The sequence below is a fragment of the Vibrio sp. SNU_ST1 genome (genome assembly GCF_030563405.1).
In the GTDB taxonomy this organism is placed as follows: Bacteria; Pseudomonadota; Gammaproteobacteria; order Enterobacterales; family Vibrionaceae; genus Vibrio.
Map to the genome: position 1 here is coordinate 197,453 of NZ_CP130749.1, position 25,247 is coordinate 222,699.

Here is a 25,247-nt window from a genome sequence, read left to right on the forward strand (position 1 = left end):
TTGCTTTGAAATCAATGAGTTCTAGAGCGCTTGTCTAGATGGTACATCTCTATGAAAGCAATTGCTTAAGGGTTAGTGGCTGCTCTGTCACACCTAAGCGTTGTGCTGCCGTCAACCCTTGCTTATCTTGGTAGCACAGATTGTGCCAAGATCTAAATATGTCGAGTAATGGAAGAATGCCCCCAGGACGAAGTTTACGTCTGGGCTCATTGATGAAGCTATCAAATAACAACTGGAAACGTTGTTGATAGAACTTTGTTTGCTGAATTGAGGCTGTATTAAGCCACTGTTTTGGTTCTGGATTATTACCTGTTAGGTAGCAGATACCTTTTTGGCTGTCCCCTTGACTCGCGATAGCCCAACGATCGCGCCACCAACTCATATGAACGATGTCGATCTTTTCAAAATTTTGGTCATCTTGCCAACCGGAGTCTTCCTCTACATACATAAGGTCAACATTTTGACTCTGAATACGCGGCAAGCAAACGCTTAGAGCGGCAGATCTTAGTAATGGGTCTTGTGGCATATAGATCGTGACATGCTTGTTCTCATCACACATATCAAGTACGTGTAGGAAGTGAGCATAGGAAGTATAAGGCGGTCGAATCAGCGCGCCCTTCGAAGGGTAACTGAATGTCGTAAGGTTCCCCATAGGGTCCTCTACATTGCCTCTCGCAAGAATTACTTGATATTGCTGCTCAATGCGCTCTTTCAGTTTGTCAGACGGTTGAGGTAGTTCGAGGTTAGCCTCTGAAGAGTGCTCTTTGGACACAAAGCGTGCAACGTCATCGTAAGGATTGTGATCAGCACTTCCAGATGGCTCTTCATTTTGAGAATAATTGACGTGTTGGCAAAGGATATAGCCAGAGTGTGCCTCGCCGGTCGCTATCCAAACTACACCATTGTTGCTTTTCGGTTGTAGGCGTTGATAGTGAGAAGCGAATTCGTAATCTTTAGCATGGTTGACCCAACGAGCATCGATCATCGCTAACTTACGACGACAGCGACTGGCGATATGGTCAACATGATCATAGAAAGTCTTTGGATTGATCTCTAACTTTCTACAAATTTCACGTACCGAATAACCCATGAACAATAAGCCCATGAGGTTCTCTTGAAACTGAAGTTTTTTGTTGGATCCCGACCACTTATCAACGAAGGTTGATTGGCAGTCTTTGCATCTGTAACGCTGCCTATCGCCACTGTAGCCGAAGGCATGATAAAGATGTTTGTGGGTATGAACCGATAAGCCAAAGTTATCGCAATCATCATTACGACAAGCAGGGAGCCCGTCGCTGTGAAGTTGTCTTAGGCGATGAAGTTCGCTTAACACTTCACGATTGTTAAGTAAGGGGGGGAAAGCTCCACATTCACGACAAACCATCGCTGGACGCTTAGGGTTTGCGTGTTGCAAAACATACCGTTTTGCATCGCTCAAGCCAAAGTTGTCACACGCCAATGTTTTACAAAAGTTGAGTTGCAAACCATCCGCATCTTTTGGCAGCTTGTCGTTAGACACGATCTCCCCCTCGGGATTATTTGAGCAGCCAAGTGAGCTTGGCTGCGGGGTAACGCTTTTCAATGTATCTGATCAATTCGTTAGATGTTGATTGCAGTCTCTAGAGCAACTTTCATCATGTCGTTGAAAGATTTTTGACGATCTTCGGAGCTTAGTTTCTCACCACGGATGATGTGGTCAGATACTGTTAGGATAGTTAGAGCTTTAGCACCAAGATCCGCAGCAACACCGTAAATACCAGCGGCTTCCATATCAACACCAAGGATGCCTAGCTTTTCCATTTTTTCGAAAAGGTCAGCTTCTGGAGTGTAGAAAAGGTCTGCAGAGAATACGTTACCAACTTTAACTGGAACTTCTTGTGCACGTGCTTGGTTAACAGCTTCTTCTAGAAGACCGAAATCAGCGATTGCCGCGAAGTCATGGTTGTTGAAACGAATGCGGTTTACTTTTGAGTCAGTCGATGCACCCATACCGATAACAACGTCCATTAGTTTAACGTCATCACGTACCGCACCACAGCTACCTACACGAATAACGTTCTTTACGCCGTACTCAGCAATTAGCTCATGTACATAGATGCAGCATGATGGAATACCCATACCGTGGCCCATTACAGAAACTTTCTTACCTTTGTAAGTACCTGTGTAACCAAACATGTTGCGAACGTCACAAACTTGCTTCACGTCATCAAGGAATGTTTCTGCAATGTATTTTGCGCGAAGCGGGTCGCCTGGCATAAGTACAGTTTCTGCGAAATCACCAGCTTGAGCATTAATATGAGGTGTAGCCATGGTCGTTCTCCAAAGTTTTAACGGTAATTATAGGAACAGGGTTTTGTTAATTACCGATTCTGTTGAATTGAATTCGTTTTGTTGAGGCAATATTAGCGAGTTAAAACGAGGCTCCGTGAGATGTTTGTCACAAATTTGCTCTACCTTTAAAGTATTATTCATATAGATAACCAAATATGTTGAAAGTTTAGAGGCAATCGATTTTGTGTGGTTAAATTACGCTATGTCCAGAAGAAAAACGACAAATCTATGCCTGTTGCATATCAGATTAAAGAAACAATACGTTGTCGCGACGTTTGATCAGCGATAATCTAAACTTTGATAAAAAGACAAACCAAGGAATTGTATGTCGTATTGCGCTAACTCGACGCCTTTGCATTCAATGAAAACCCGACTACACAGGGCAGCATCTCTTGTTGTAAGAACTACTTTGCTTGCCAGTGGGATAGCTTCATCGTGGGTGTCTGCTGCAACCTTTGAATTGCCACCAACAGAAAGCCGCATTGTGGGCAGAATACAGCAACATGAAGTGGCGGCAGGCGAAACCTTGGCCATCATTGCCAAGCAATACGATATTGGTTTCCTCTCTTTAATGGCAGCCAACAAAGGAGTGGATCCTTTTCTTCCCGCGGAAGGCTATGTGTTAAGCATTCCAAGTCGTTTGATTCTTCCTGATACCCCAAGAAAGGGGATTGTCATCAATCTTGCTGAGTTGAGGTTGTACTACTTTGAGCCCGATCAAAATCAGGTGCATGTATTCCCTGTAGGTATCGGTCGAGTGGGGCGCGATACCCCCGAGATGATCACCAAGATAAGTCAAAAAAGACCGAATCCAACATGGACTCCACCAAATTCAATCCGCAAAGAGTATCTTGAAAAGGGCATTGAATTACCGAGAGTAGTTCCCGCCGGGCCGGAAAACCCTCTGGGCGAGTATGCTCTGAGGCTTGCCTATGGCGCAGGTGATTATTTGATACACGGCACCAATAAAGACTTTGGCATAGGTCTACGAGTCAGCTCCGGGTGTATCCGTATGGAGCCAAAAGATATTGAGTGGCTTTTTGAGCAGGTTAGTCGTGGTGAGAAAGTCACAATAATTGATGAGCCGATCAAAGTGTCTTTAGAGCCAGATAGAAGCGTGTTTGTTGAAGCTCACGAACCATTGACGCGAAGCGACGGCTCTAAGAAATTATTGCAAATCCCCGTTGAATTAAAATGGTGGCTTGAAGATGCAGACCTACCAAATTCAAAAGCGAAAGCGGTGATATTTGCTCAAAATGGCGTGCCTGTTGAGATAGCACCACCCGTGATTGAGTTCTAATTTGATTGCCTCTTTTGTAACAAGGGGCGTTTATCTTTGTCTACTTGAATTAATGCCTTCTATTCGAATTAGTACTGCCCAAAAAAGCACCACATCCGTTAAGAGGTGGTGCTGTCTATTTACTGCATTTCGCGACTGATTTAATCTACAGCTTAATCGTACTGAGCTCTCAAACTATTTAGTGTAAGACTCTGCGATGTTGTCGATACGGTCGTTAGCACGATCCGCTTCTTCTTTTGCTGCCATAGCGGCTGCAGCTGCTTCTTGAGCTTTCATTTCTGCTGCAGCTTTATCGCCTTTAAGTGCTTCTACTTCACTGGTTAGCTCAGCAACTTGGTTAGTCAATTGATCCATTTGTGACATTGCAGCTTCTTCTGGCTCAGAAGAACAACCAGCTAAAATGAAAACTGAGGCTGCAGCTGCGATTAACGTCTTATTCATAAGAACTCCTTGCTTATTTATCATCAAAAGATGCGCTATACATTCTTTATCATATAGTCGCTTCATTAATGATTGTAGCGACTAATTTTTTAACTGCAAAAACAATAACTAGAGAAATTGCTAAATTTTTGAGGTAATTAGCAGAGCGTCACGTTATGTCTCGTTTATGAGATGAAGGGGTGAGAGCCGGTTTTGATGTGTTTTGGAGAGTTATTTCTTTACGAGCAATGCATACAATGTTCTAGCAAACGAGAGATAAAGGGATAAATTTTCTGTGATCTCTATCCTTATAAAGTACTTTCGCGGTATCATGTCACGTTAAATTAATTTTATTCAATACCATCATGACTGGAGAGTCCTTTGCACTTTAAAGATTTAGGCTTAGATAACCGCTTACTGAAGAACTTAAAACATTACGACTTCAAGAAGGCGACAGAGATCCAATCAAAAGCGATCCCTGTTGCTATTGCTGGTAAGGATCTATTGGCTTCATCAAAAACGGGATCAGGAAAAACATTGGCGTTTGTGTTGCCAATGATTCATAAAGCATTAAAAACAAAAGCGTTTTCTGCTAAAGATCCTCGTGGTGTAATTTTGGCTCCTACTCGTGAGCTAGCAAAACAAGTTTATGGCGAGCTGCGTAGCATGCTTGGTGGTCTATCTTACGAAGCTACACTTATTTTGGGTGGTGAAAACTTTAACGACCAAGTTAAGGCTCTGCGTAAGTACCCTCGCTTTATTGTTGCGACTCCAGGCCGCCTTGCGGATCACCTTGAGCACCGTTCACTGTTTTTAGATGGTGTTGAAACGCTAATCCTTGATGAAGCTGACCGTATGCTAGATTTAGGTTTCGCACCTGAATTGCGTCGTATCGCGAATGCAGCTAAACACCGTCGCCGTCAAACGTTGATGTTCTCTGCGACACTTGATCACGCGGAAGTGAACGACATTGCAAATGAAATGCTAGACTCACCTAAACGCATCTCAGTGGGTGTTTCTAACGAACAGCACCTTGATATCACTCAAAAGTTTTATCTGTGTGATCATCTTGATCATAAAGAAGCAATTTTGGATCGTGTTATTGAAGAAGCTGAATACCGTCAGGTGATGATCTTCACGGCAACTCGTGCTGATACTGATCGCCTAACCGAGAAGCTAAATGAGAAGAAGCTTAAAGCGGTGGCATTGAGCGGTAACCTAAACCAAACGCAACGTAATGCAATCATGAGCCAGTTCGAGCGTGCGGTTTACAAGATCTTGGTAACAACAGACGTTGCTTCACGTGGTATTGATATTCCAAACGTAAGCCACGTTATTAACTTTGACATGCCTAAGCATACAGAAGAGTACGTGCACCGTGTTGGTCGTACTGGTCGTGCGGGTAACAAAGGTGATGCAATCTCTTTGGTTGGTCCAAAGGATTGGGATAGCTTCAAGCGTGTTGAGCTTTACCTTCAACAAGATCTTACCTTCTCTGTACTTGAAGGGCTAAAAGGTAAGTTCAAAGGCATTAAGCCGCGCAAACCTGCTTTTGCTAAAGGCGGTCCTGCGAAGAAGAAAACCAACACTCAAGTTAAGAAAACGCCGAAAAAACCGGTTAAGCGCGATAAGAGCTTCCACCAGAATGTGGCAGTGGGTGATACAGTATTTATCCCTAAGAAGAAAGTTGCGCCAAAAACTGACGACGAGTAATCAACTCGCGTGAGCTAAAAGGTTATGTTTATAAAAACAGATCTTTATACAAGCTAGCGTAAATAAAAACCGCCTATGAAGGGCGGTTTTTTTGTATCTGGTTTCTGCACCTGAGAGGTGTTGTCTCAGGTTACAGAGTCATTCGAAAGGCTTTAGAAATCAAAGGTTGAGAATGAATACGCTAAGATATGGTCGGCAATGTATTTGTGGGTGGCGGTCGTTGGGTGTGTTACCCCCCAGAAGACATAGCTGTCTGATCCGTACGCTGCGCAATCATTGGTTAAGCTGTGACTTTTTAGGTAGTCGGCTGCTGAGCTTCTATTGATATTAAGGCAGGCATCACTTGCGTTTCGAAAGCCATGTTGCTCTGGATTATCGGTAATGCTGGCGAACAACGCGCTTGCATCGAACAACACCACGTTTTTACCCATGCTTTGGTAATACTTGGCCTGCGTCTTGATAAATTGATTGAACTCTAAAATCTTACCACGAACTTTAATGATCTCTTGTTCAGTTGAGTATTTGAATTGAGGTGCTTTGGTTGCATCAGGCAAGGTGAACAGCAGGATATTGTTTGCACCAGATTCCGTTAAGCGGATCAAAGCGCTGCTGAAATCGGCCTTTACATCGGCCACTTCTCGGTTGTAGTTCATAAAGTCATTGAGGCCAAACTCTAAAGTAAACAACGAGTTTTCTGGGCGGTAGTTTTTGGCGACTTTCATATAGGTTAAGTAAGAGGTGACTTGGTCATATACTCCGGTTAATGCGACGTATTGATTGGTGCCAGCAGCCCCACCTACTGCCCAGTTATAAAGAGGAACATCTTTCGCCTTTGCTAAATACTCTGTCCAGACTAAACCGTTTGAAAAGTGCCCTAAAAACCACGAGTTAGCGTTCGGGAAAATCCATTGAGAGCCGTTAAATAGGTTACCGGTGTCAGAAAGACTATCACCGAAGGTGACGATACGGTTGATGGTGTTCGCTTGGACAACGTTGTCATTTGTCCAAATTGAGTGGTTATAAGAGAATCGGTTGTCTGCTGCAAAGTAAGTGATGTCTGCGACATCATTTTGGATGTCGAGCGTTTCTTCACAACGTTGCTTGATTTCAGGCTGGGGCGTATCACTGTAAAACATGTTTTTGAAGGATACAGAAGACCACCAGTATCCATTGATCGTGTAGTAATCACCATTTTCTTTTTTTGCCCATTTCCAGTCGGTGGCTGGGGAGTCATGTGAGGCATCGGTTCGATACCAGCATCGAACATAAGAATAGGTCTCTGAACCTTGTGTACTAAGTACTTGTGCGGATGTAATGGATTCAGGTGTCGGTATTGAATCTTCAGCAGCATAAGCGCCAAAAGGCATGGTTAACGCGAGTATAAAAGCCGTATTTTTCATCACTGTATTCTCTTTTATATTTAGTGAGCCAAACAAAACGTTGTTGCCTGTTGCCTGTTGCCTGTTGTCTATTTCTTGTTGCCTATTGTTTGTTGATAAGTGGATAAGAAAGAACTGGTACGACCTATATCTAAAATCAATAATCTTAGTCAATATATTCAGTTTGTTAGTGGCTTATAACTGGAATCAGCGTCAAAGTTTCAACTGCTTTTTGATTGAAAAAAACAATGGCTTCGAAGTGAGATAGCTAATATCTAACATTTGATTTTAACGAACTATCGCAGGCAAACACGTCGTCATTGACCGGTACGGGACGATTTGTCTATTGAATGCTTAAATGAAAATATTATTAGAAGGATGAAAGTAAAATTTAATTTAATCAGTAGCTTATTTACTCTTGATTTTGGTTTGACGTTGCATTTCTAATGTTCATCACAATTGTTTAATTCAAGTTCCAAATCACAAATATCAAGTTGTCACTTTTTGTTTTATAAAATCATCATCTACGGTTCTCTTACTCATCAGAGGTCTAATCTGTTTAAGGAAAGAGCATTGAAAAAGATATTAATTTGGACGATAGCCTGCCTATCCAGTTTTGGCGTATATGCCGGAACAAGTGCATCAGCATTAGAAACCAGCGGATACACTGCAACGAAATACCCTATTATGTTGGTACACGGCTTGTTTGGTTTCGATACATTAGCAGGCGTGGATTACTTCTATGGCGTACCGGAGTCTCTAACTAAAGATGGTGCGAGCGTATACGTTGCTCAGGTTTCTGCTACCAACAGTTCCGAAGTTCGTGGTGAACAGTTACTCGCTCAAGTAGAGACGCTGTTAGCTGCGACAGGCGCAAGTAAAGTGAATCTAGTTGGTCATAGTCACGGTGGTCCGACTGCGCGCTATGTCGCCTCGGTTCGACCTGATCTTGTTGCCTCGGTGACGAGCATTGGTGGTGTTCATAAAGGATCTAAAGTGGCAGACCTTGTTCGGGGGACGGTATCTGAAGGGTCAGTTTCAGAAGGTATCGCGGTTAAATTGGCTGGTGGATTGACGGCGCTTATCAACCTGTTATCTGGTGGAACGGATCTTGACCAAGATGGCCTTGCGTCTCTTGAAGCGTTGACCACTGAAGGTTCGCTTGCATTCAATCAGTTTTACCCTGAAGGCGTGCCGACGTCTGAGTGTGGTGATGGTGAATGGCAAGCAAAAAACGGTGTCTATTACTATTCATGGACAGGATCTTCCACTTTTACCAACCTTCTTGATCCTACCGACGGAGCGATGACAATCCTTGGTCTAGCTTTTAATGAACCTAATGACGGGTTAGTGGGAGCATGTAGCGCGCATTTGGGCAAAGTGATTGGTGATGATTACAAAATGAATCACCTAGACGAGATCAATGGACTATTGGGTATCCACCATCTTTTTGAGACCGACCCTGTGACTTTATATCGTCAGCACGCCAATCGATTGAAGCTGGCCGGTTTGTAGGTCACATAGTCATTCTTAACGAGAGCAAGGAAAGCACAATGAAAAAGACCGCTATTTTGTCGATAACCACGATAGCCCTGATGAGTACAGCGGCGGTCTTTTTATATGTAACCTTTTCGCCGGCTAATACAGAGAATCTAAATTCAAACAACAAACAACAGAACGTTTCCTCATTGAAGGTTACCTCTCAACAAGATACCGAAATTGACAATGCATCAGCCAAAGACATGATGGAATATTTCGTGTCAGGCAATACCGAATTAACTCTTGAAGATATCCGTGACAATGTGGCAAAACACCACGAGCAATCACAGGTCGCGATCGTTGATGAGGCACTGTTTGCCAAATATCTTGAGTACAAGTTGGCACTGACATCACTGGACGTGCAATTTGACACCACATCAATATCCGCAGAGGACCTACGCGCACTGAATCAAGCTCTCCTAGATCTTCAAGCGCAGTTTTTCAGTGAGAGCGAGGTGAGTATTTTGTTTACCCATGACAACAGAATGAGGGAAATCGCTTTAGAAAAGTTACTTCTGAAACAAGAAGGGCTAGACGAGTCAGAATATCAGCAAAGGCTTGAGTCTTATCTATCTGAACAGCCAGATTACGTTCAAGCCAGTCATCAAAATCAGGTGTTATTGCAGCAACTATCCAGCTCTAAGGGCTTAGATGAACAAGGCCTGTACTTGAAGAGAAACGAACTGGTTGGCGAAGAAGCGACACAGAGGCTCGAAGCGCTTGATCAACAAAGGGCGGACTTTGATGGAGCTTTAGAAATTTACTTTGTTGAACGAAATGACATTTTGAATGACCCTGCACTCTCTAAAATTGAGCAACAAGAGACTATCGCACAGCTTCGGACTACGCATTTTCAGCCAGAACAACTTCGAAGAGTCGAAGCGATTGAAAGAATCAGAGCTGCTGAGAGCGATCAGTAATCTCCAGCAATTAAAAAAGCCAACTACTGATGACTCAATAGTTGGCTTAATAATGAAGGTCGGTTACTGCAATCTATACATGGTAAGTAAGTGCTTACAGTTTAAGGCTTAAATTTTGTATCCTAGAGCCTATACCGTAAGCCGTTACTGCTGAACCTTAAAGCTTGTTCGCCCTTAACCCTTAAACCTTAAAGAAGCCCAACTGCTGCTTTTGTTGTTCAGCGAGGTTTGATAACTCGTGGCTTGCTGCTGCAGCTTGGGTAATGCCTGTTACATTTTGGCTTACTAAGCTGTAGATATTTGAGATATTACGGTTAATGTCTGAAGTCACTTGGCTTTGCTCTTCTGCTGCAGCGGCGACCTGAGTGTTGATTTCCGTGATATCCGTTACTGAGTTCGCAATGCCTGAAAGTGCAGAGCTTACCTCACCCGAAAGCGTTTGGTTATGTTCCAACATAGACAGCGAACTGCTCATACTCTCATTTGCGTTGCCAGATTGAACCTGCAAGCCTTCAATGATGGTTTGGATTTCTTTGGTCGAATCTTGTGTACGTGCTGCTAGCATTCTCACTTCATCAGCTACAACCGCAAAACCACGTCCGCTTTCACCTGCACGAGCGGCTTCAATAGCAGCGTTAAGCGCAAGAAGGTTAGTTTGCTCTGAGATGCTTTGAATAACCTCAATGACGTTACCAATCTTCTCTGAGTGCTCTTTTAGCGTGCCAACAACGTTTGCAGCTTCGCTAAGCTGAATCGCCATTTGCTCGTTTGCTTGGTTACTTTCATTAAACAAGCTCATGCTGTGTGTCGCCATTTCGTCAGCTTGCTTAGACGCTGAGTCGGCTTGTACTGCATTTTCGTTGACGTTTGCTGCTGTGCTCTCAAGTTGATTGACGGCAGAAGCAACTTGTTCTACTTCTTGCTTCTCTTGGTCTGAGTTCGCACTTGATTGTGTCATTACAGCAGCTAGTTCAGTAGATGCTGACGCAACTTCGATGCTGATTCGAGATAGTGAACTTACCGTGTCACGCAATTGCTCAACGGATTTGTTTACGTCTTGCGCAAGACGTGAGATCTCATTGTCTCCATGTTCTTCGGCTTTTACTAGCAGGTTACCTTTTGCTACTTCGCGCATGGTAGCCTGAATATTGTTGATTGGTTTAACAATGATGCCAGCCAGTGTCCAGCTAATAACAAGAGCAATAGATAGAATCACTAAAAGCCCAATAGTCGCAGTATTTAGGGTGCTAGTGTGTTGCTGACCATTGGTATGGACTTGTTGAGTAGCAAGCAAGTTTAGCTTTTTAGAAAGACTGTCGATTGCTTTTACCATTTCATTACCTGCATGGCGGTATTGGTCAATCGCCGTTTGGTAACGAGTATCAAAGTCAGAAGTTAGCCCTGAATTACCGTGTTTTGCTTTTAACAGGGGAAGCATGGTGTTGCGTGAAAAGTTAACGTAGTGGCCCATCGCCTTGCTCATTGCTGCGACTTCATCTTGCATACCTGGCACTGTGTCTAATGAGCTCAGTAGGCGTGAGTTTTGATCGCGTTTTTGATTAAGCGTTTCAACGAGTGTGTTTACATCATCAGGGTTGAACAAGCTATAGATTGCTTTGATGCGCATGCCGTAACTATTGTCGACGATTTCGCTGAGTTCTTCTTTATGTAGAATGAGTTGATCTGTTGCTGTTGATACATCTTTAAATGCGTTTTCCAGCTTGTCACCACCGATGATGACACCCGTCAAAAGTAATACGACGGAAAAGAGCACTGGAATAAGAATTTGTATTTTAATTGATAAGCCACTGAGAAGTTGGCGCATGTATTGTCCCTCTATGAATAAGTAAATGAGCAGATGCAATTGCTTTTATTATAATTATCCCGTGATTCTAACTACTGAGAATGACAATTCAATCAGTAATACATTCGATTTAGATATATGCGATAGGTAATTGAAAAATTACGGTTATTTATTGTGCGAAATGAGCGTTTTTCTTTATTTCTCTATGGCTTGTTAGTTACAGGGGTTCGTGCGGTAATTGGTAATATTAAGTGTTGGTGGAATATCAAACAATTTTGGTTAAATAGATTGAAATAAATGTTTAACGTTTATGAATTATTTAAATCTATTATTTCAAGGTTAGTTGACAGGAAAAAGACGAAAATAAATGTCAGCTGTCATATAGGCTTCAATTTAATGAAACACAACTGTCACATTCAGATTCTAAAGTGGGCACCGTTCAAGTTTAAACACAACGGCAATAACGCCACTTAAGGAAATTTGTGATGAAAAAGACAGTTATCGGTGCAATCGCTCTTTTAGGTGCACTAACAGTGACTCCAGCTTCAGCTAAAGAAACTATTTCAGCAGTTGGTTCAAGCAGCGTGACGCCACTGATGGAAGTTTTCTCTGAAACATACATGAAAACGAATTCAAACGTATTTATCGAAGTACAAGGTCCTGGCTCGTCTGCTGGTGTTAAAGCGGCGAAGAACGGCAGTGCAGATTTAGGTATGTCTTCTCGCAACCTTAAAGATAGCGAGAAAGAAACAACACTAGTAGAAGAAGTCGTTGCTCGTGACGGTATCGCAGTCGTGGTTAACCCTAAGAATGGCCTTGAAGGTCTAACGGCGGAGCAAGTAACGGCTATCTACAAAGGTGAAGTAACAAACTGGAAAGACGTTGGTGGTGCAGACAAGCCAATCGTAGCAATCACTCGTGATACAGCATCGGGTACTCGCGGTGCATTTGAAGACATCATGTCTCTTAAAATGAAGATTTCTGGCACGAAAGTATCAGCAATATCTCAACGTGCTCAAGTTGCTAACGGTAACGGTGCACTAAAAACAATGGTTGCTTCTAACCCTTACGCAATCGGCTATATCTCTTTAGGTACAGTGGACAACTCAGTAAACGCGCTTGCAATTGACGGTACTGAAGCATCTGTAGACAACGTTAAGAACGGTTCTTATAAAGTAGCTCGTCCTTTCCTAGTACTTTACAAAGAAGGTAAGCCATCTTCTGAAACTCAAAAGTTCCTAGATTGGATGCTAACTGACGAAGCGCAGTCTCTTGTTGAAAACAAAGGCTACATCTCAGTTAACTAATCTATATCTCAATTAATTAAATATTGCTCAGCCTACCTTTTCAGGCTGAGCCTTTTCTATCCCACTTCGAGTTAATCCGTACGCTTAGACAGCGTGTTAAGGATTTCGATATGTGAGACTTGTTATGACCATCGCAACGAATAGTGAACAGCTTATGAATAGCGAAGCGACTCAACTGAAACGCGGCTTACGTAAAAAGAAGCGTGTAGATTGGAAAGAGCGTATTTTTCACGGCTTATTTCTTACTAGCGCAATCATCGGCATCGTATCCCTTGCTGTTATTGCTTTTTTCATCGTTAGAGAAAGTATCCCTGCATTCCAAGAGGCGGGCCTATCGGGCATCGTGCTAGGGCAGAACTGGCTACCACCAGCACTTTACGGTGTCGCTACCATGATTGTTGCATCTGTCGTATCGACATTAGGTGCGGTAGTGGTCGGTGTGCCGATCGGTGTGTTAACGGCAATCTTTATTGCTGAAATCGCGCCAAAGCGTCTGGCGGACATCATTCGTCCTGCTGTCGAGTTGCTAGCGGGTATTCCTTCGGTAGTTTACGGCTTCTTCGGCCTCGTTATTATCGTTCCCCTTATTCAAAACGTATTTCAAGTGCCCGCGGGTAACACGATTTTGGCGGGTATTATTGTACTGGGTGTGATGATCCTTCCGACGGTAATTACGGTTTCTGAAACCTCAATCCGTGCTGTACCAAGAACGTATAAAGAAGGTTCTTTAGCGTTAGGTGCTTCAAAAATCTTTACCATCTTTAAGTTGCTCGTTCCGGCTGCTCGCTCAGGCATTATGACGGGCGTAATTTTGGGTATTGGTCGTGCTCTTGGTGAAACGATGGCAATCATTATGGTGATGGGTAATGCGCCGGCAATGCCTGAAGGTATCTTAGATTCAGCTCGTACACTAACCGCGAACATTGCGATTGAAATGTCTTACGCGAGTGGTATTCACGCAAGTGCGCTATATGCGACGGGTGTTGTTCTCCTTGTTTTCATCATGTCTCTGAATGCAATTCTCCTTTACTTGAACCGTGAGAAGGCGAGGTAACATTATGTCTTTAGAAAATAACGTAGCACCTCAAGCTAATCCTACGAACTCGCAAGGTAAGACGATGAATAAAATCGCGTTAAAGAAAGCCCGCGCACGTAAAGACGCCGTTCTGAGTGGCTTTATATGGGCTGCTGCCGCGTTAACGGTGGGCTTCTTGTTTTGGATTATGTGGTACATCCTCTCAAACGGCTTACAGCACGTTGATTGGAATTTCATCACGGATGACTACACGCGAACGGGCGATGAGCACGGTATTTTCCCGATGATCATCTCGACAATCTACATGGTTATTGCTTCGATTGCGGTTGCTGCGCCATTGGGTATCATGACGGCAATCTACCTGACTGAGTACGCAAAAGTAGGCAGTCGCTTAGTCAAGATCATTCGATTTTGCACCGAGTCATTAGCAGGTATTCCGTCAATCATCTTCGGTTTGTTTGGTATGACATTTTTCGTGGCTATTTTAGGTTTAGGTTTCTCTATCCTATCGGGCGCGTTGACACTAAGCATCTTGATTCTTCCAGTGATTATTCGTACCACTGAAGAAGCGTTAATGGCCGTTTCTCAAACCTACCGTGAAGGTTCATATGGTTTGGGTGCCTCTAAAATCTACACAATCTGGCGTTTGATTCTACCAAGTGCAATGCCAGGTATCATCACTTCAGTTATTCTGAGTATTGGTCGTGTTATTGGTGAATCAGCACCAGTATTCTTGACCGCAGGTATGGTTGCTCGTATCCCAGATTCATTATTGGATTCTGGCCGTACACTAACCGTTCACTTATATAAGTTAACGACGGAGCTGTTTACCATTGAAGAATGGAATCAAGCATACGGCACAGCAACAGTACTGATTGTTCTTGTACTGCTGATCAACACACTCACTAAGTTGATCGCAAGACGTTTTAATACTGCAACTTACTAAGCAGGGTTTTCTAGAGCCAAATGAGCTCCTAAAACAAACACAGTACAGACTTTGACGAATTACGAGATTACGAATATGAACAAATTTAATATTAAAGACCTAGACCTTTTTTACGGCGACAACCAAGCGCTTAAATCAATCAACCTACCCGTGCCAGAGCGTCAAGTGACCGCTTTAATTGGCCCGTCGGGTTGTGGTAAATCAACGCTATTACGCTGCTTGAACCGCATGAACGATCTTATTGAAGGTGTAAAAATCACCGGCCTTCTTGAGATGGATGGCGACAACATCTACGGCAATATCGATGTGGCTGATCTACGTATTAAAGTCGGCATGGTTTTTCAAAAGCCAAACCCATTCCCAATGAGCATCTATGAAAACGTGGCATACGGACTACGTGCTCAAGGTATCAAAGACAAAAAGCACATTGATGAAGTGGTTGAAAATTCACTTCGCGGTGCGGCGCTTTGGGATGAAGTGAAAGATCGTTTGAAAGCACACGCATTCGGTTTGTCTGGTGGTCAGCAGCAACGTCTGTGTATTGCTCGCACCATCGCAATGCAACCAGACGTAATTTTGATGGATGAACCTACTTCAGCACTTGATCCAATTGCGACTCATAAAATTGAAGAGTTGATGGAAGATCTGAAGAAGAACTTCACTATCGTTATCGTAACGCACTCTATGCAGCAAGCCCGCCGTATTTCAGACCGCACGGCTTTCTTCCTAATGGGAGAGCTTGTAGAGCACAACGAAACCAGCGTTATCTTCAGCGAACCAAAAGATGATCGCACTAAAGGCTATGTAAACGGCGACTTTGGTTAATTGCTTAATCGATAACGTGGTCAATACCACTAACTGAAACGCAGGTTAGATAATCGATTCGATTTACAGAATTATCACTATAACTATAAGCGATGGAAGTTTTGCCCCACTCTAGGTGGGGCTTTTTTATGCTGTTAAAAAACATCACATGTCGACGAAATTTTGGGCAGGAAATCCCATTTTTGTAGTCCTTCTCATGCTTGTGATAATGCAAAAGGTCAAATTGCGACTCACTTAACATCTCATTTTTAGTTACATTGATTGCATATCAAGGCTTCTGTATTTTTGCGTTATTCTTATTAGCCAATGGACCAACACCGTGCATGTTAAAGCCTTTGCAAAACAGATATCTGCTACGCGTGATCACCGTTTATTGGCTGAGTCTCTGTTTGACTACCTGATTAAAATGCTTGGTCCCCAAGGGATCGGAATATTTGCAGAGCCAATACCAGAAAGCGACTCGTTACCGTTGTTTTCCTACGGTGAATTAACCTCTCTTGATCATTACCCTTCAACATTTTGGCCATGGGTTTCACAGTTCGACACTGCAGACGGTGTGTTACCGATGTCTATCAATACCTGTAAGTGGGAGCACAGTAAAGCGCTTGGTGGAGAGTCGTTCATCATGATGCTCGACAACGCACCAGCCTGTAGAACTTATTTAATTATTCAAAATTGCATCGCAGAAAAAGTTAATCAAACCTTTGACCAAGGGCTGGATGGCCTTCAGTTAGCGGCAGCTCGCTGGCAGTGTATTCGCGCAGAAAAAAATGCAGCTATCGAGATTAAGCATAGGGATACACGTGAAGCGCAATATCTTGATGAAATTAAGCTTCGAGAGTTGTTTGTTGAGAATATGAAATTGGTTCATCAGGTGGCATTAGAGCTCTCGAACCCTGAATCATTGGATGCACTCTACAAAGCATCGGTAGAGGCGGTACGCGATAGACTTGGTTTTGATCGCGCCATATTTATGTTGCTTGATATGAAAAAGCGTTGCTTTAGTGGCACTTACGGCACCGATGAACTAGGAAAAACCAACAGCGAACATCACACACAATATGACCTGCATCAGCTCGAATCGGAATATATAGAGGCATTGTCTGACAACTACACTAACTTGGTCGTTATTGAACATGCTCCACTCTACACAGAAGGTAAGGTTGTAGGGCAAGGGTGGAATGGCATGCTTATCTTGCGTGAAGGGGATAAACCCGTAGGTTGGATTGCTATGGACAACTACATTCACCGCTCGCCAATTACCAATTACCAAAAGCAGATGCTTGAATCGTTTGGCTCTCTGCTGTCTCAGATATACATTCGTAAACGCCAAGAACTGAACATCCGAATGCTGCATTCGAGTATGGTTGAGTTGTCTCGCTGCGATAGCGTCAGTGCTGTGTGTAAGTCCGCCGTCAGTTTTGCTATTCAGCATTTAGGCATTGATCGACTAGCCGTTTTCCTTACCGATAAAAATTGCAGTTACATGCAAGGTACTTGGGGTACCGATATAAAAGGCGATATTGTCGATGAGTCCTATTATCGCTCCGAGCTGGTAGAGCGTGACATTGTGTCTGCAGCTCGTACTTACCCTAACCAAGTCGCTTTTGAAGAATCAGTCCCTATTTATCATGATTACAATATTGTCGGGGTTGGTTGGACGGCAATGACAATGCTCACCACAAATACAGGTGTTCCGATTGCGTTTATCGCTGCGGATAATTTGCTAACACGAAGCCCTTTAACTTCACAACTGCGTGAAGTGATACGTATCTTCGCCTCTAGCCTTGCTGAAGTATTGCAAAGAACCATGGCGCAAGAGGAGATTAAAAAGCTCAATGAAACTCTAGAGCAAGAGGTTAGCAAGCGAACTCAAGAGCTTGAAAATGCGAATGAACAGCTAGATGTGATTTCTAAACTCGACCCGCTGACTCGTCTTGGTAACCGCCGTATGTTGTCACAAGTTTTAGATGATTTGAATTGTGAGGAGCAAGGTGCATTTGCTACGCAGAATGAGGTCACTTTTGGGTTAATTCTTGTAGACCTTGACCATTTTGGCTTGTACAACAGTGTCTATGGCCATACTGAGGGGGATGTCGCTTTACGTGCTATTGGCAAGATACTGAGCACTCATGTTTATGGTGATCAAGAAACCTTCTGCCGTATCGGCGGTGAGGAGTTTATGTTGTTGATGATCGGCACCAATCACACAACAACAAAGCAGCGTGCAGAGTCGATTAGGCAAAGTATTGAAGATGCCAAAATTCTCCATTGTAAAAGCTGTACTAGCCAATATTTAACCGCATCTGTGGGTTATGCATCGATAACTTCGGATCAGCGCCAGTTCGATTTTGATTTGTTGTATGGCAAGGCTGATAAGGCTTTGTATAAGGCGAAAGATTCAGGGCGAAATCGAATTGTCTCGGCTATGAAGCGAAGAAAAATTGCGGCTACACTGACTTAGTGTGGTGTTTATTTTTCCTGTTCTTAAAAACGAATGAAGCCGTGATGCTCACAAGGTGGTCATCACGGCTTCATTTTTTCTGCCAGTTTTATTTTCTGGTTAATTAAAGCGTTTCTAGTGAACTTTTACGCGTTTTGTTAGAGACTCGCTTTGGCTTCTTAACTACTTTGATTGCCTCAGTAGGATCCCATGGCTGACTTAGTGAGTCATCTTCACCATAGAGACTTTGATTGAGCTTCGTTAGCTCGACTTCAATTGCTTCTAATGTTTCATCACTCAAATCTGGGTTTTCTGTTTTCCATTGCTCAAGCAGGGTTCTGGTCATCACACCATCTTTCGCTTTCAGCGCTTTAATAAGAGCCTCTGCCGTATCTGATTGATGTTGAACTGGGCGCTTTAGTTTTTTTGCTGCGCCGCAGCGTGACCAGAAGTAGAAAGCAATCGCAGAACTGGTTAACCACAAAACAGCAAATAGGGCGGTCAGATAAGGCCATACTCCTGGATTATCAACGCTAATAACCGTCGGGCTTACTTGTTGTGTCGACGCTTCAATCGTAGGAGGAGGCGTACTTGATGCAGCTTGCTCGCTAGCTTGTACCGACAATTCTAAGCCAAGTGCTTTAGTGGTTTGTTCCGATTGAGTATCGGTATTAAACCAAGCTTGAGACACATCAGGAAGCGAGATGTTTCCAGCCTCTTTCGGAATCAATACTTGCTTATAAACAACGACAGCATCACCAGACTGAGTTGTGCCAAATTGCGGTTTCTCTTCATAAACACGTATCGATTTCGGGTAGGTGATGTTTAGTTTCGGCAGTTGGTGCTGCGTTAAGTTGCTAGCCGTCATTGTGATGGTACGAGTTAGAGAATCGCCTGCTTCCATTTCAAAGCTCTGCTTATCTCTATCGAAACCATCGCTACCTGTTAGCTCATTACCTTGGCTGTCTGACCATTTCTGTAGCAACTTAAGGTCAGAGGTTGGTAACCACTCACCTTGATAGCCCTTTGGCACAGGATTTACAGTCACATTTAAGCTTTCGACAGGAGTATCGAGCTGGAAAAGGCGAGTTTTGCTTGAGTTGTTGGTTGAGTAAACAACCGCTCCTGTTAGCTTCGGCCCGTTCAGCTTAAATTGACCTGCTTTTTGTGAAGAGATACGGAATGACTGTTGAACCACTGTCACTTCTTGTCCGTTGATAACATCTTGGAACTGTTTCGACTCACCGATGGGTTCCACGTCCAAATTTGATGAGTTTGGTAGAGAAATTTGGGGATCTTGTAATCTTCTTGGATCCGCTTTGATGATGAGCTTTACATCAAGCTCGGCGACTTCTTGTGGATACAAGATGTTTTTGCTGAGATTTAATTGGAATTCCGCCATATCACTCTGCTTTGGAGCGGCTTTATTAATCGAAACGTTGATGGTGATAGGTTGGGTTTTGGCACCTTCAATATCAAAGCTAGGTATTTCTAATCGGCCTAATCGAAGTGGGGCAAGGGTGATATTCCATTCGCTAGATACGGTGCGACTGCCATTGACGATTCGCATCGATGAGCCAAAGTTTGGTCTACCAACATAGAAATTCTGTTGGAGAGCTGTTAGATCTAGAGCATCCGAAGAGACCTTTTCATCGGTTGCGATTCTGAGTAGGAACACTTCATCTTTAGTGACGCTGTTTTGTGAAACGCTCGCTACGGCAGTTGCTGCCAATGCCGAGAAGGACGAGAAAGCTCCCAGCAACAAAGTCAGGAGTATTGAGAAAAATGGCTTGTTTAGAGATTGCATGGTTACCACTTTTTGTTTTGGTTGTTAGGAGCACTTTTTTGGCGTGCTTGTAGAATCATTTGCGCTTTAAGCAGCAGGCTCGGGTCACGGGCGCTTTCTACTTGCTCAAGCTTTCGCATATCCGGATCGCTCGACATAGGTTGACCTGATACTTGTGCCGCAGCAGGTTGAGCGTTGTTATCACTGTCTTCCTTAGCCGTCTCTTGCGCTTGGGCAGTTTGAGATGCTGAGTCACCTTTGTCCTGTGACTGTTTATCTGCTTGATTCGCTTTGTTTTGTTGCACAGCTTGCTTGTCGTTTTCTTCATCCGTCTTGGAATCAGAGCTGCTATCAGCTTGGCTTTGGTCAGTATTCTGATCTTGGTTTTCACTTTGATCTTGTTTGTTGTTTTGATCTTGGCCGCCGCTTTGACTTTGCGACTTGCCATTGTCAGCAGAGCTCTGTTGTTGATCCTGCGAGTTTTGCGAAGAATCACTTTGCTGACCTTGCTGACCTTGCTGACCTTGCTGACCTTGCTGGTTTTGTTCGTTTTGCTCTTTGGATTCAGAATCGCCTTGCTGTTGCTGTTGCTGTTGCTGTTGCTGCTTCTGAGCCTGTTCGACAATCTCTAGGTTCTTCTTCGCATAAGCATGTTCAGGGTTGCTTTCGAGAATACGTTGGTACTCTTCAATTGCTTGGTCGTACTTGCCTTGCTTTGCTTGTGCATTGGCGAGGTTGTAGCGAGCATCTTCGCCAGAAAGACTTTGTAGCGTCTGTTCGGCCGCTTCGAAATCACCGGCTTCGTATTGCGCAATGCCTTTCCATTCTTGCTGTTCGAACTGCTCTGCTGCTTGTTGAAAGTCCTCATCTTGATACAACTGATAACCCACTTGATCATCGGTTTTCCAAGGGTTTGCAAACGCAGTATTCGGTTGGCTGAATGAGACAAGCACAGCTAGGCCACACCAAATGATCCCTTTTCGAAAGAGCCCAAGAGCAGGAAGTAACAGAAACGGCAATAGCCAGAAACCGTTAGTCACTCTGGTGTTGAGTGAGTTCTTGGTTTTAGTCACTTCTGATGTTGTCGCAACTCGGTCGAGGTAACTTGCGATGTGTTCAACGTCTGAGTTATCAAATTGCAATTCAGTGAATGTGCCGCCAGAGAGACGAGTCAGGTCGCGCATATTATCTAAGTTGGTTTTCGCAACCACGGTTTGTCCTGAGCTGGTTTGTAACATCGAACCTGTAGGTAACGAGATCGGCGCGCCGCTTTCAGTTCCTACCGCTAAAATCGACAATGTCCAATTGCTGCCAGAGAGTAGTGAATTGATCTCTTGCTTCTCTTGACCATCAATATCATCAGCAATGAGCACTAGGTCGCCTTGGTAGATATGAGCGCGAGTCATCATCTCAATCGCAAGCTTAACTGCCGATGCTGCATTGCCGCCTTGGAAGGGCATGATATCTGGCGAAAGGTTGGGTACGAGGTTCTTTATGGTGTTGATGTCAGACGTTAGCGGACTGATGGTGTAAGCATCTCCGGCGTATGCCACCATTCCCGTTAGGCCTTCTTTCCATAACGAAAGCAGATCCAGGGCCTTGTATCGTGCCTGTGTTAAACGGTTTGGTTTAATGTCAGTGGCATACATAGACATCGACATATCCATGATCACAACTCGCGCCTGTGTTTTTTCAAAGCTTGGTTGTTCGTCTTTTTCAAAGCTTGGACCGGCCAATGCGATGACACCGACCAACCACCAAACACCGAAATAAGTGCTGCGGTTTATCGATGGCTTGCTCGATTCAGGAGCCAAATAACGGGCGATGTGTGACGCCAATAACCCTTGCTTGGATGGTCTCTTGCTAAGCCACCAAATTGCGGGCAGCACGGCAAGAGCCAAGAACCAGTATGGGTAGATAAAAGTAAAGTTAGACATTGTTTCTCCTAATGGCTAACAGCATAAATGCGAAGAACATTGCCGCAGATAGCGGCCATACGAACCACTCTTGTTGTGGTCGCCATATCTTAGTGGTGTTCGTCACGGGCTCTAATTGGTTAATGGTGTCGTAAATCGTTGCCAGTTCTTTGCTGTCTCGCGCTCGGAAGTACTGACCGTCAGTGCGTTTGGCGATTTCCATTAGAGTACGCTCATCCAAGTCTTGAGCAGTATTGACCTTACGAGTCATGAAGAACTCTTTGACCATCATCTCGCCAGCCCCGACACCCACGGTGTAAATTGTGGCGTCGTATTTCTTTGCAATGTCCGCCGCTTCTAATGGATCTAATACGCCCGCAGTATTACTGCCGTCACTGAGTAGAATCATCACACGCTGAGGGGCATCGCTGTCGACAAAGGTCTTGGTGGCAAGGCCAATACCATCACCAATCGCAGTTTGAGTACCGATAAGCTTTAACACCGCTTGATTGAGCTGTTGTGAAAGCGTATCCCTATCTAGCGTAAGCGGGGTCTGCAAGTAGGCGTGATCAGCAAAGAGCACCAACCCGACTCTGTCGCCTTTGCGGCGATCAATAAAGTCACTCAATACGCGTTTCACCGCCGACAAGCGGTCGATGTATTCGCCATTGAACTGCATGTCCTCTTGGCTCATCGATCCGGAGAGGTCGACAACTAACATCAAGTCTCGGTGCTTGGGCTGAAACTCAACCGGTTCGCCGTACCAAACTGGACGTGCCATTGCCGTCAACAATAAAAGCCAGATGATGACCGACAAAGCTTTGGGTAAGCGGCTGCTCGGCGTTTTGGTATTGCTGTCTTCTGGTAGAAATGGAAGTCTTAGGGCACTGCTTGATTCTGACCTTGGCGAGAACAAGTAAACGAGCAACGGCAGTGGCGCGATGAAGAACATCCACCACCAAACGAACTCGATGTTTAGTAAGTTCTTGCTTAGAAACATAGAGTTTAGAAAATCACTCATAACGACCTCGCTTTGGAGGAAGGGCTTTACGAAGCCAGGTTTCGCAGTCATTAACCAATTGCTGTTGAGCCTTTTTCTGTTCGTCGCTCATTAAGGCTGTATCTTGATAGAGCGCTTGCTGCCAATGGGATTGTTTTGCTACAAACAGCGGCTTTTTCAATTGCGCATCTAAGAACGTCAACCAATCATCACCAGACAAGCCTGCAATTTTTTCACGAGGGAAATAGCTTAGTGCTGCTTGACGAACGATGTTTTGAGCTGCGCTCGGAGAGAGGGCATTTGAAAACTGACTATTACGGAAGCAAGTAAGGGCTTCTTGCTTCGCCTGTTGATTGATTTTTCTGCGTTTTGCCATGAAAAACATTAAGGCGATTAGAGCGGTGGCTGTAATAATTACTACCCACCAACCCCATGCCAATGGCCACCATGACGGTGCGCTTGGCGTAATAATAGGGCTCAAGTCGAGAGGTTGATTCATGACTGAACTCCTGATACTTGGCTCATTAACGATTGCGCACAAGACAATGAACTGTATGGGATAGCAAGAGAAAGGCTCATTTGCATAAGTTGTTGCTGCTTCTGAGCAAATGCGTGACTGAGCTTTTCCTTTTCCTTGCTTGATGAAAAGTTAAACCATTGCGTTTTATTGCCGTCGGTGATCTGTTTTGAACCTTTGAATGCAGTAACACCTTGCTCTAGTGGATCGTAAAAATGCACTAAGCGAACTCGATTATGTCGACGTATCTGATTGATAAGTGAGTAATTACTTTCGTTATAACGAACAAAATCACTGAGCATAATGATATCGCTGCCTTTCGGGCAAAGCTGATGAAGAGACTTCAATCCATGCTCAAAGGTTGTGTCGCTGTGATTGTCTTGGTTGGTCAACGCTGCATTATTGATTTCTATGACTTTTTGTAAAATACGCAGCGGAGCATGGTTGCTAGCACTTGGTTTAATCTCAATGATCTCTTGGCCAGTATCTATCACTGCGCCAATACGGTCTTTTTGAGCGACGGTTAGCCAGCAAAGTTGGCTGGCAAAGTGCGCGAGTTGAACCGATTTAAGCAACAAGGTAGAGCCGAAAATCATACTGCTCGATAGATCTAAGAACAAAATCACAGGCTGTTCTCTTTCTTCAGAAAACAGTTTTGTGTGCGCCTTGCCCGTTCTAGCCGTGACGCGCCAATCAATGCTGCGGATGTCGTCGCCCGCCTGGTATTGACGAACCTCAGAGAAATTCATCCCGCGACCTTTACGATTGCTCTCGTGTTGACCGTTAAGTTGCGACCAAAGGCTTTTGGCTGGAGGCAACCAGCGAACAGACTGCGCTTTGTATTGCAGCAGTTCGTCTAGATTTAACGTGACACCGTCACTATGGTTGGGTAATTGATTATTCATGCGCGTATCCCTATGCGCTACCAACCAGTGATATAAGGTGTGCGATCACTTGATTTGCCGTGATCCCTTCCGCTTGCGCGTGGTAGCTACGAAGCAGGCGGTGGCGTAATACAGGGAATGCCATCGCTTGAACATCTTGTGGAGTAACATAGTCGCGGCCAGCAAGCCAAGCGTGAGCGCGGGCACATCGGTCTAACGCAATGGTTGCACGCGGGCTGACACCCATGTCTAACCATTGATCAAGTTGGTCGCTGTATTGCTTAGGTTGGCGAGTCGCCATAACTAGTCGAATAATGTACTGCTCGATGGTGTCTGCCATGTGAATGTTGAGCACTTCTTGGCGAGCTTCGAAGATAGTTTGTTGAGATATAGGCTCTGGTTGAACAGGTTGGTTGCCTTGAGCTTCGCCTCTGTTTAGGCGCAAGATCTCCAGCTCACTTTCCATATCTGGATAAGCCACTTCTAAATGCAGCAAGAAACGGTCTAACTGAGCTTCTGGTAGAGGGTAAGTGCCTTCTTGCTCAATCGGGTTCTGTGTTGCCATGACTAAAAACAGCTCAGGCAGCGCATAGGTTTTACGACCTGCCGTGACTTGCTTCTCGGCCATCGCTTCTAACATAGCGGCTTGTACTTTCGCTGGAGCACGGTTGATCTCATCCGCTAGAATAAGCGAGTTAAAAATAGGCCCAGATTGGAAGGTGAACTCTCCCGTTTCTGGACGGAAAATATCGGTACCAGTTAGGTCGGCAGGCAATAGATCGGGGGTAAATTGAATTCGGTGAAAATCTCCCTCGACACAGTCAGCCAATGATTTTACTGCGCGAGTTTTTGCTAGCCCGGGAGGCCCTTCAACAAGGATATGACCATCTGCCAGTAAGGCGATCATCAGTTGTTTTACGAGCTCTTGCTGACCAATGATTTGAGACTCTAGGAAGTTTTGAAGGATTTCGAAGTTATTTTTATGCATTTTTGGACTCTCTGGGTACCATTTGATTCTTATTTTGAGTATTGGTCACTGATTACTAGGAAAAAGTTCCAGTACGTTTGTGGAATTTATTTTTTCAAAATTGGAATTATTTACAAGCAGTTAATGAGAAAAAACCACTAAGCCATGGTTTGTACCATATCAATCGTTTCTTATATATCAAAGCTTCAGAGGT

The 25,247-nt window shown here is 44.1% G+C and carries 20 protein-coding genes; 9 read left to right on the forward strand and 11 right to left on the reverse strand.

Annotation, left to right across the window (positions count from 1 at the left end):
* Positions 1-49: 49 nt before the first annotated feature.
* The gene (locus tag Q5H80_RS15210; RefSeq protein ID WP_009845831.1) at positions 50-1,519 is read right to left on the reverse strand and encodes a transposase; all 1,470 of its coding nucleotides are present in this window, start codon (positions 1,517-1,519) and stop codon (positions 50-52) included.
* Between the two features lie 80 nt (positions 1,520-1,599).
* Positions 1,600-2,310 carry a purine-nucleoside phosphorylase gene (gene deoD, locus Q5H80_RS15215; RefSeq protein WP_004732072.1) on the reverse strand — a complete coding sequence of 237 codons (711 nt, stop codon included), beginning with the start codon at positions 2,308-2,310 and terminating at the stop codon, positions 1,600-1,602.
* 346 nt (positions 2,311-2,656) lie between these two features.
* On the opposite strand from deoD, the gene Q5H80_RS15220 reads away from it, so the two are divergent.
* Positions 2,657-3,631: a L,D-transpeptidase family protein gene (locus Q5H80_RS15220; RefSeq protein ID WP_304570266.1), complete on the forward strand. Its 975-nt coding sequence runs from the start codon at positions 2,657-2,659 to the stop codon at positions 3,629-3,631.
* 174 nt (positions 3,632-3,805) lie between these two features.
* On the opposite strand, the gene Q5H80_RS15225 is transcribed toward Q5H80_RS15220, so the two are convergent.
* Positions 3,806-4,072 (reverse strand): Lpp/OprI family alanine-zipper lipoprotein, encoded by a 267-nt coding sequence (locus Q5H80_RS15225; RefSeq protein WP_009845829.1) that lies wholly within the window; start codon positions 4,070-4,072, stop codon positions 3,806-3,808.
* 360 nt (positions 4,073-4,432) lie between these two features.
* Here Q5H80_RS15225 and Q5H80_RS15230 point away from each other — a divergent pair, with 360 nt between their 5' ends.
* Positions 4,433-5,764, forward strand: coding sequence for a DEAD/DEAH box helicase (locus tag Q5H80_RS15230; protein WP_304570267.1), 1,332 nt, complete (start codon positions 4,433-4,435; stop codon positions 5,762-5,764).
* A 152-nt stretch (positions 5,765-5,916) separates the two neighbouring features.
* On the opposite strand, the gene Q5H80_RS15235 is transcribed toward Q5H80_RS15230, so the two are convergent.
* The gene (locus Q5H80_RS15235; RefSeq protein WP_304570756.1) at positions 5,917-7,164 is read right to left on the reverse strand and encodes an SGNH/GDSL hydrolase family protein; all 1,248 of its coding nucleotides are present in this window, start codon (positions 7,162-7,164) and stop codon (positions 5,917-5,919) included.
* A 552-nt stretch (positions 7,165-7,716) separates the two neighbouring features.
* Between Q5H80_RS15235 and Q5H80_RS15240 the strand changes: the two genes are divergently transcribed.
* Positions 7,717-8,658, forward strand: a complete 942-nt coding sequence (locus tag Q5H80_RS15240; RefSeq protein ID WP_304570268.1) for a triacylglycerol lipase — start codon at positions 7,717-7,719, stop codon at positions 8,656-8,658.
* Positions 8,659-8,696: 38 nt separating this feature from the next.
* The gene (locus Q5H80_RS15245) at positions 8,697-9,602 is read left to right on the forward strand and encodes a lipase secretion chaperone (protein WP_304570269.1); all 906 of its coding nucleotides are present in this window, start codon (positions 8,697-8,699) and stop codon (positions 9,600-9,602) included.
* 181 nt (positions 9,603-9,783) lie between these two features.
* Here Q5H80_RS15245 and Q5H80_RS15250 read toward each other — a convergent pair whose 3' ends face one another.
* Complete coding sequence (locus tag Q5H80_RS15250; RefSeq protein WP_304570270.1) at positions 9,784-11,427, reverse strand: methyl-accepting chemotaxis protein; 1,644 nt, start codon at positions 11,425-11,427, stop codon at positions 9,784-9,786.
* Positions 11,428-11,891: 464 nt separating this feature from the next.
* Between Q5H80_RS15250 and Q5H80_RS15255 the strand changes: the two genes are divergently transcribed.
* The 5 genes from Q5H80_RS15255 (at position 11,892) to Q5H80_RS15275 (ending at position 17,984) form a co-directional block, all read left to right on the forward strand.
* On the forward strand, positions 11,892-12,713 hold the full coding sequence (locus Q5H80_RS15255; RefSeq protein ID WP_139686021.1) for a phosphate ABC transporter substrate-binding protein: 822 nt from the start codon (positions 11,892-11,894) through the stop codon (positions 12,711-12,713).
* Positions 12,714-12,837: 124 nt separating this feature from the next.
* Positions 12,838-13,767 (forward strand): phosphate ABC transporter permease subunit PstC, encoded by a 930-nt coding sequence (pstC, locus tag Q5H80_RS15260; protein WP_009845821.1) that lies wholly within the window; start codon positions 12,838-12,840, stop codon positions 13,765-13,767.
* Positions 13,768-13,831: 64 nt separating this feature from the next.
* Complete coding sequence (pstA, locus tag Q5H80_RS15265; protein ID WP_012600195.1) at positions 13,832-14,695, forward strand: phosphate ABC transporter permease PstA; 864 nt, start codon at positions 13,832-13,834, stop codon at positions 14,693-14,695.
* A gap of 75 nt (positions 14,696-14,770) precedes the next feature.
* Positions 14,771-15,520, forward strand: a complete 750-nt coding sequence (pstB, locus tag Q5H80_RS15270) for a phosphate ABC transporter ATP-binding protein PstB (protein ID WP_304570271.1) — start codon at positions 14,771-14,773, stop codon at positions 15,518-15,520.
* 319 nt (positions 15,521-15,839) lie between these two features.
* Positions 15,840-17,984 (forward strand): diguanylate cyclase, encoded by a 2,145-nt coding sequence (locus tag Q5H80_RS15275; RefSeq protein ID WP_304570272.1) that lies wholly within the window; start codon positions 15,840-15,842, stop codon positions 17,982-17,984.
* A 103-nt stretch (positions 17,985-18,087) separates the two neighbouring features.
* Here the strand turns inward: Q5H80_RS15275 and Q5H80_RS15280 are convergent, their stop codons facing one another.
* Genes Q5H80_RS15280 through Q5H80_RS15305 form a run of 6 tightly spaced genes read right to left on the reverse strand, consistent with a single transcriptional unit; the run spans position 18,088 to position 25,054 of the window.
* Positions 18,088-19,770, reverse strand: a complete 1,683-nt coding sequence (locus tag Q5H80_RS15280; RefSeq protein WP_304570273.1) for a BatD family protein — start codon at positions 19,768-19,770, stop codon at positions 18,088-18,090.
* 2 nt (positions 19,771-19,772) lie between these two features.
* A complete protein-coding gene (locus Q5H80_RS15285; protein WP_304570274.1) occupies positions 19,773-21,686 on the reverse strand; it encodes a VWA domain-containing protein in 1,914 nt (637 codons plus the stop codon).
* Positions 21,679-22,686, reverse strand: coding sequence for a VWA domain-containing protein (locus Q5H80_RS15290; RefSeq protein ID WP_304570275.1), 1,008 nt, complete (start codon positions 22,684-22,686; stop codon positions 21,679-21,681). The genes Q5H80_RS15285 and Q5H80_RS15290 overlap by 8 nt, the downstream gene beginning before the upstream one ends.
* Complete coding sequence (locus tag Q5H80_RS15295) at positions 22,679-23,164, reverse strand: DUF4381 domain-containing protein (protein ID WP_304570276.1); 486 nt, start codon at positions 23,162-23,164, stop codon at positions 22,679-22,681. The genes Q5H80_RS15290 and Q5H80_RS15295 overlap by 8 nt, the downstream gene beginning before the upstream one ends.
* Positions 23,161-24,087, reverse strand: coding sequence for a DUF58 domain-containing protein (locus tag Q5H80_RS15300; protein ID WP_304570277.1), 927 nt, complete (start codon positions 24,085-24,087; stop codon positions 23,161-23,163). The genes Q5H80_RS15295 and Q5H80_RS15300 overlap by 4 nt, the downstream gene beginning before the upstream one ends.
* A gap of 10 nt (positions 24,088-24,097) precedes the next feature.
* Entirely contained in the window at positions 24,098-25,054 is a 957-nt protein-coding gene (locus Q5H80_RS15305) for a MoxR family ATPase (protein ID WP_304570278.1), read from the reverse strand.
* Positions 25,055-25,247 lie beyond the last annotated feature (193 nt).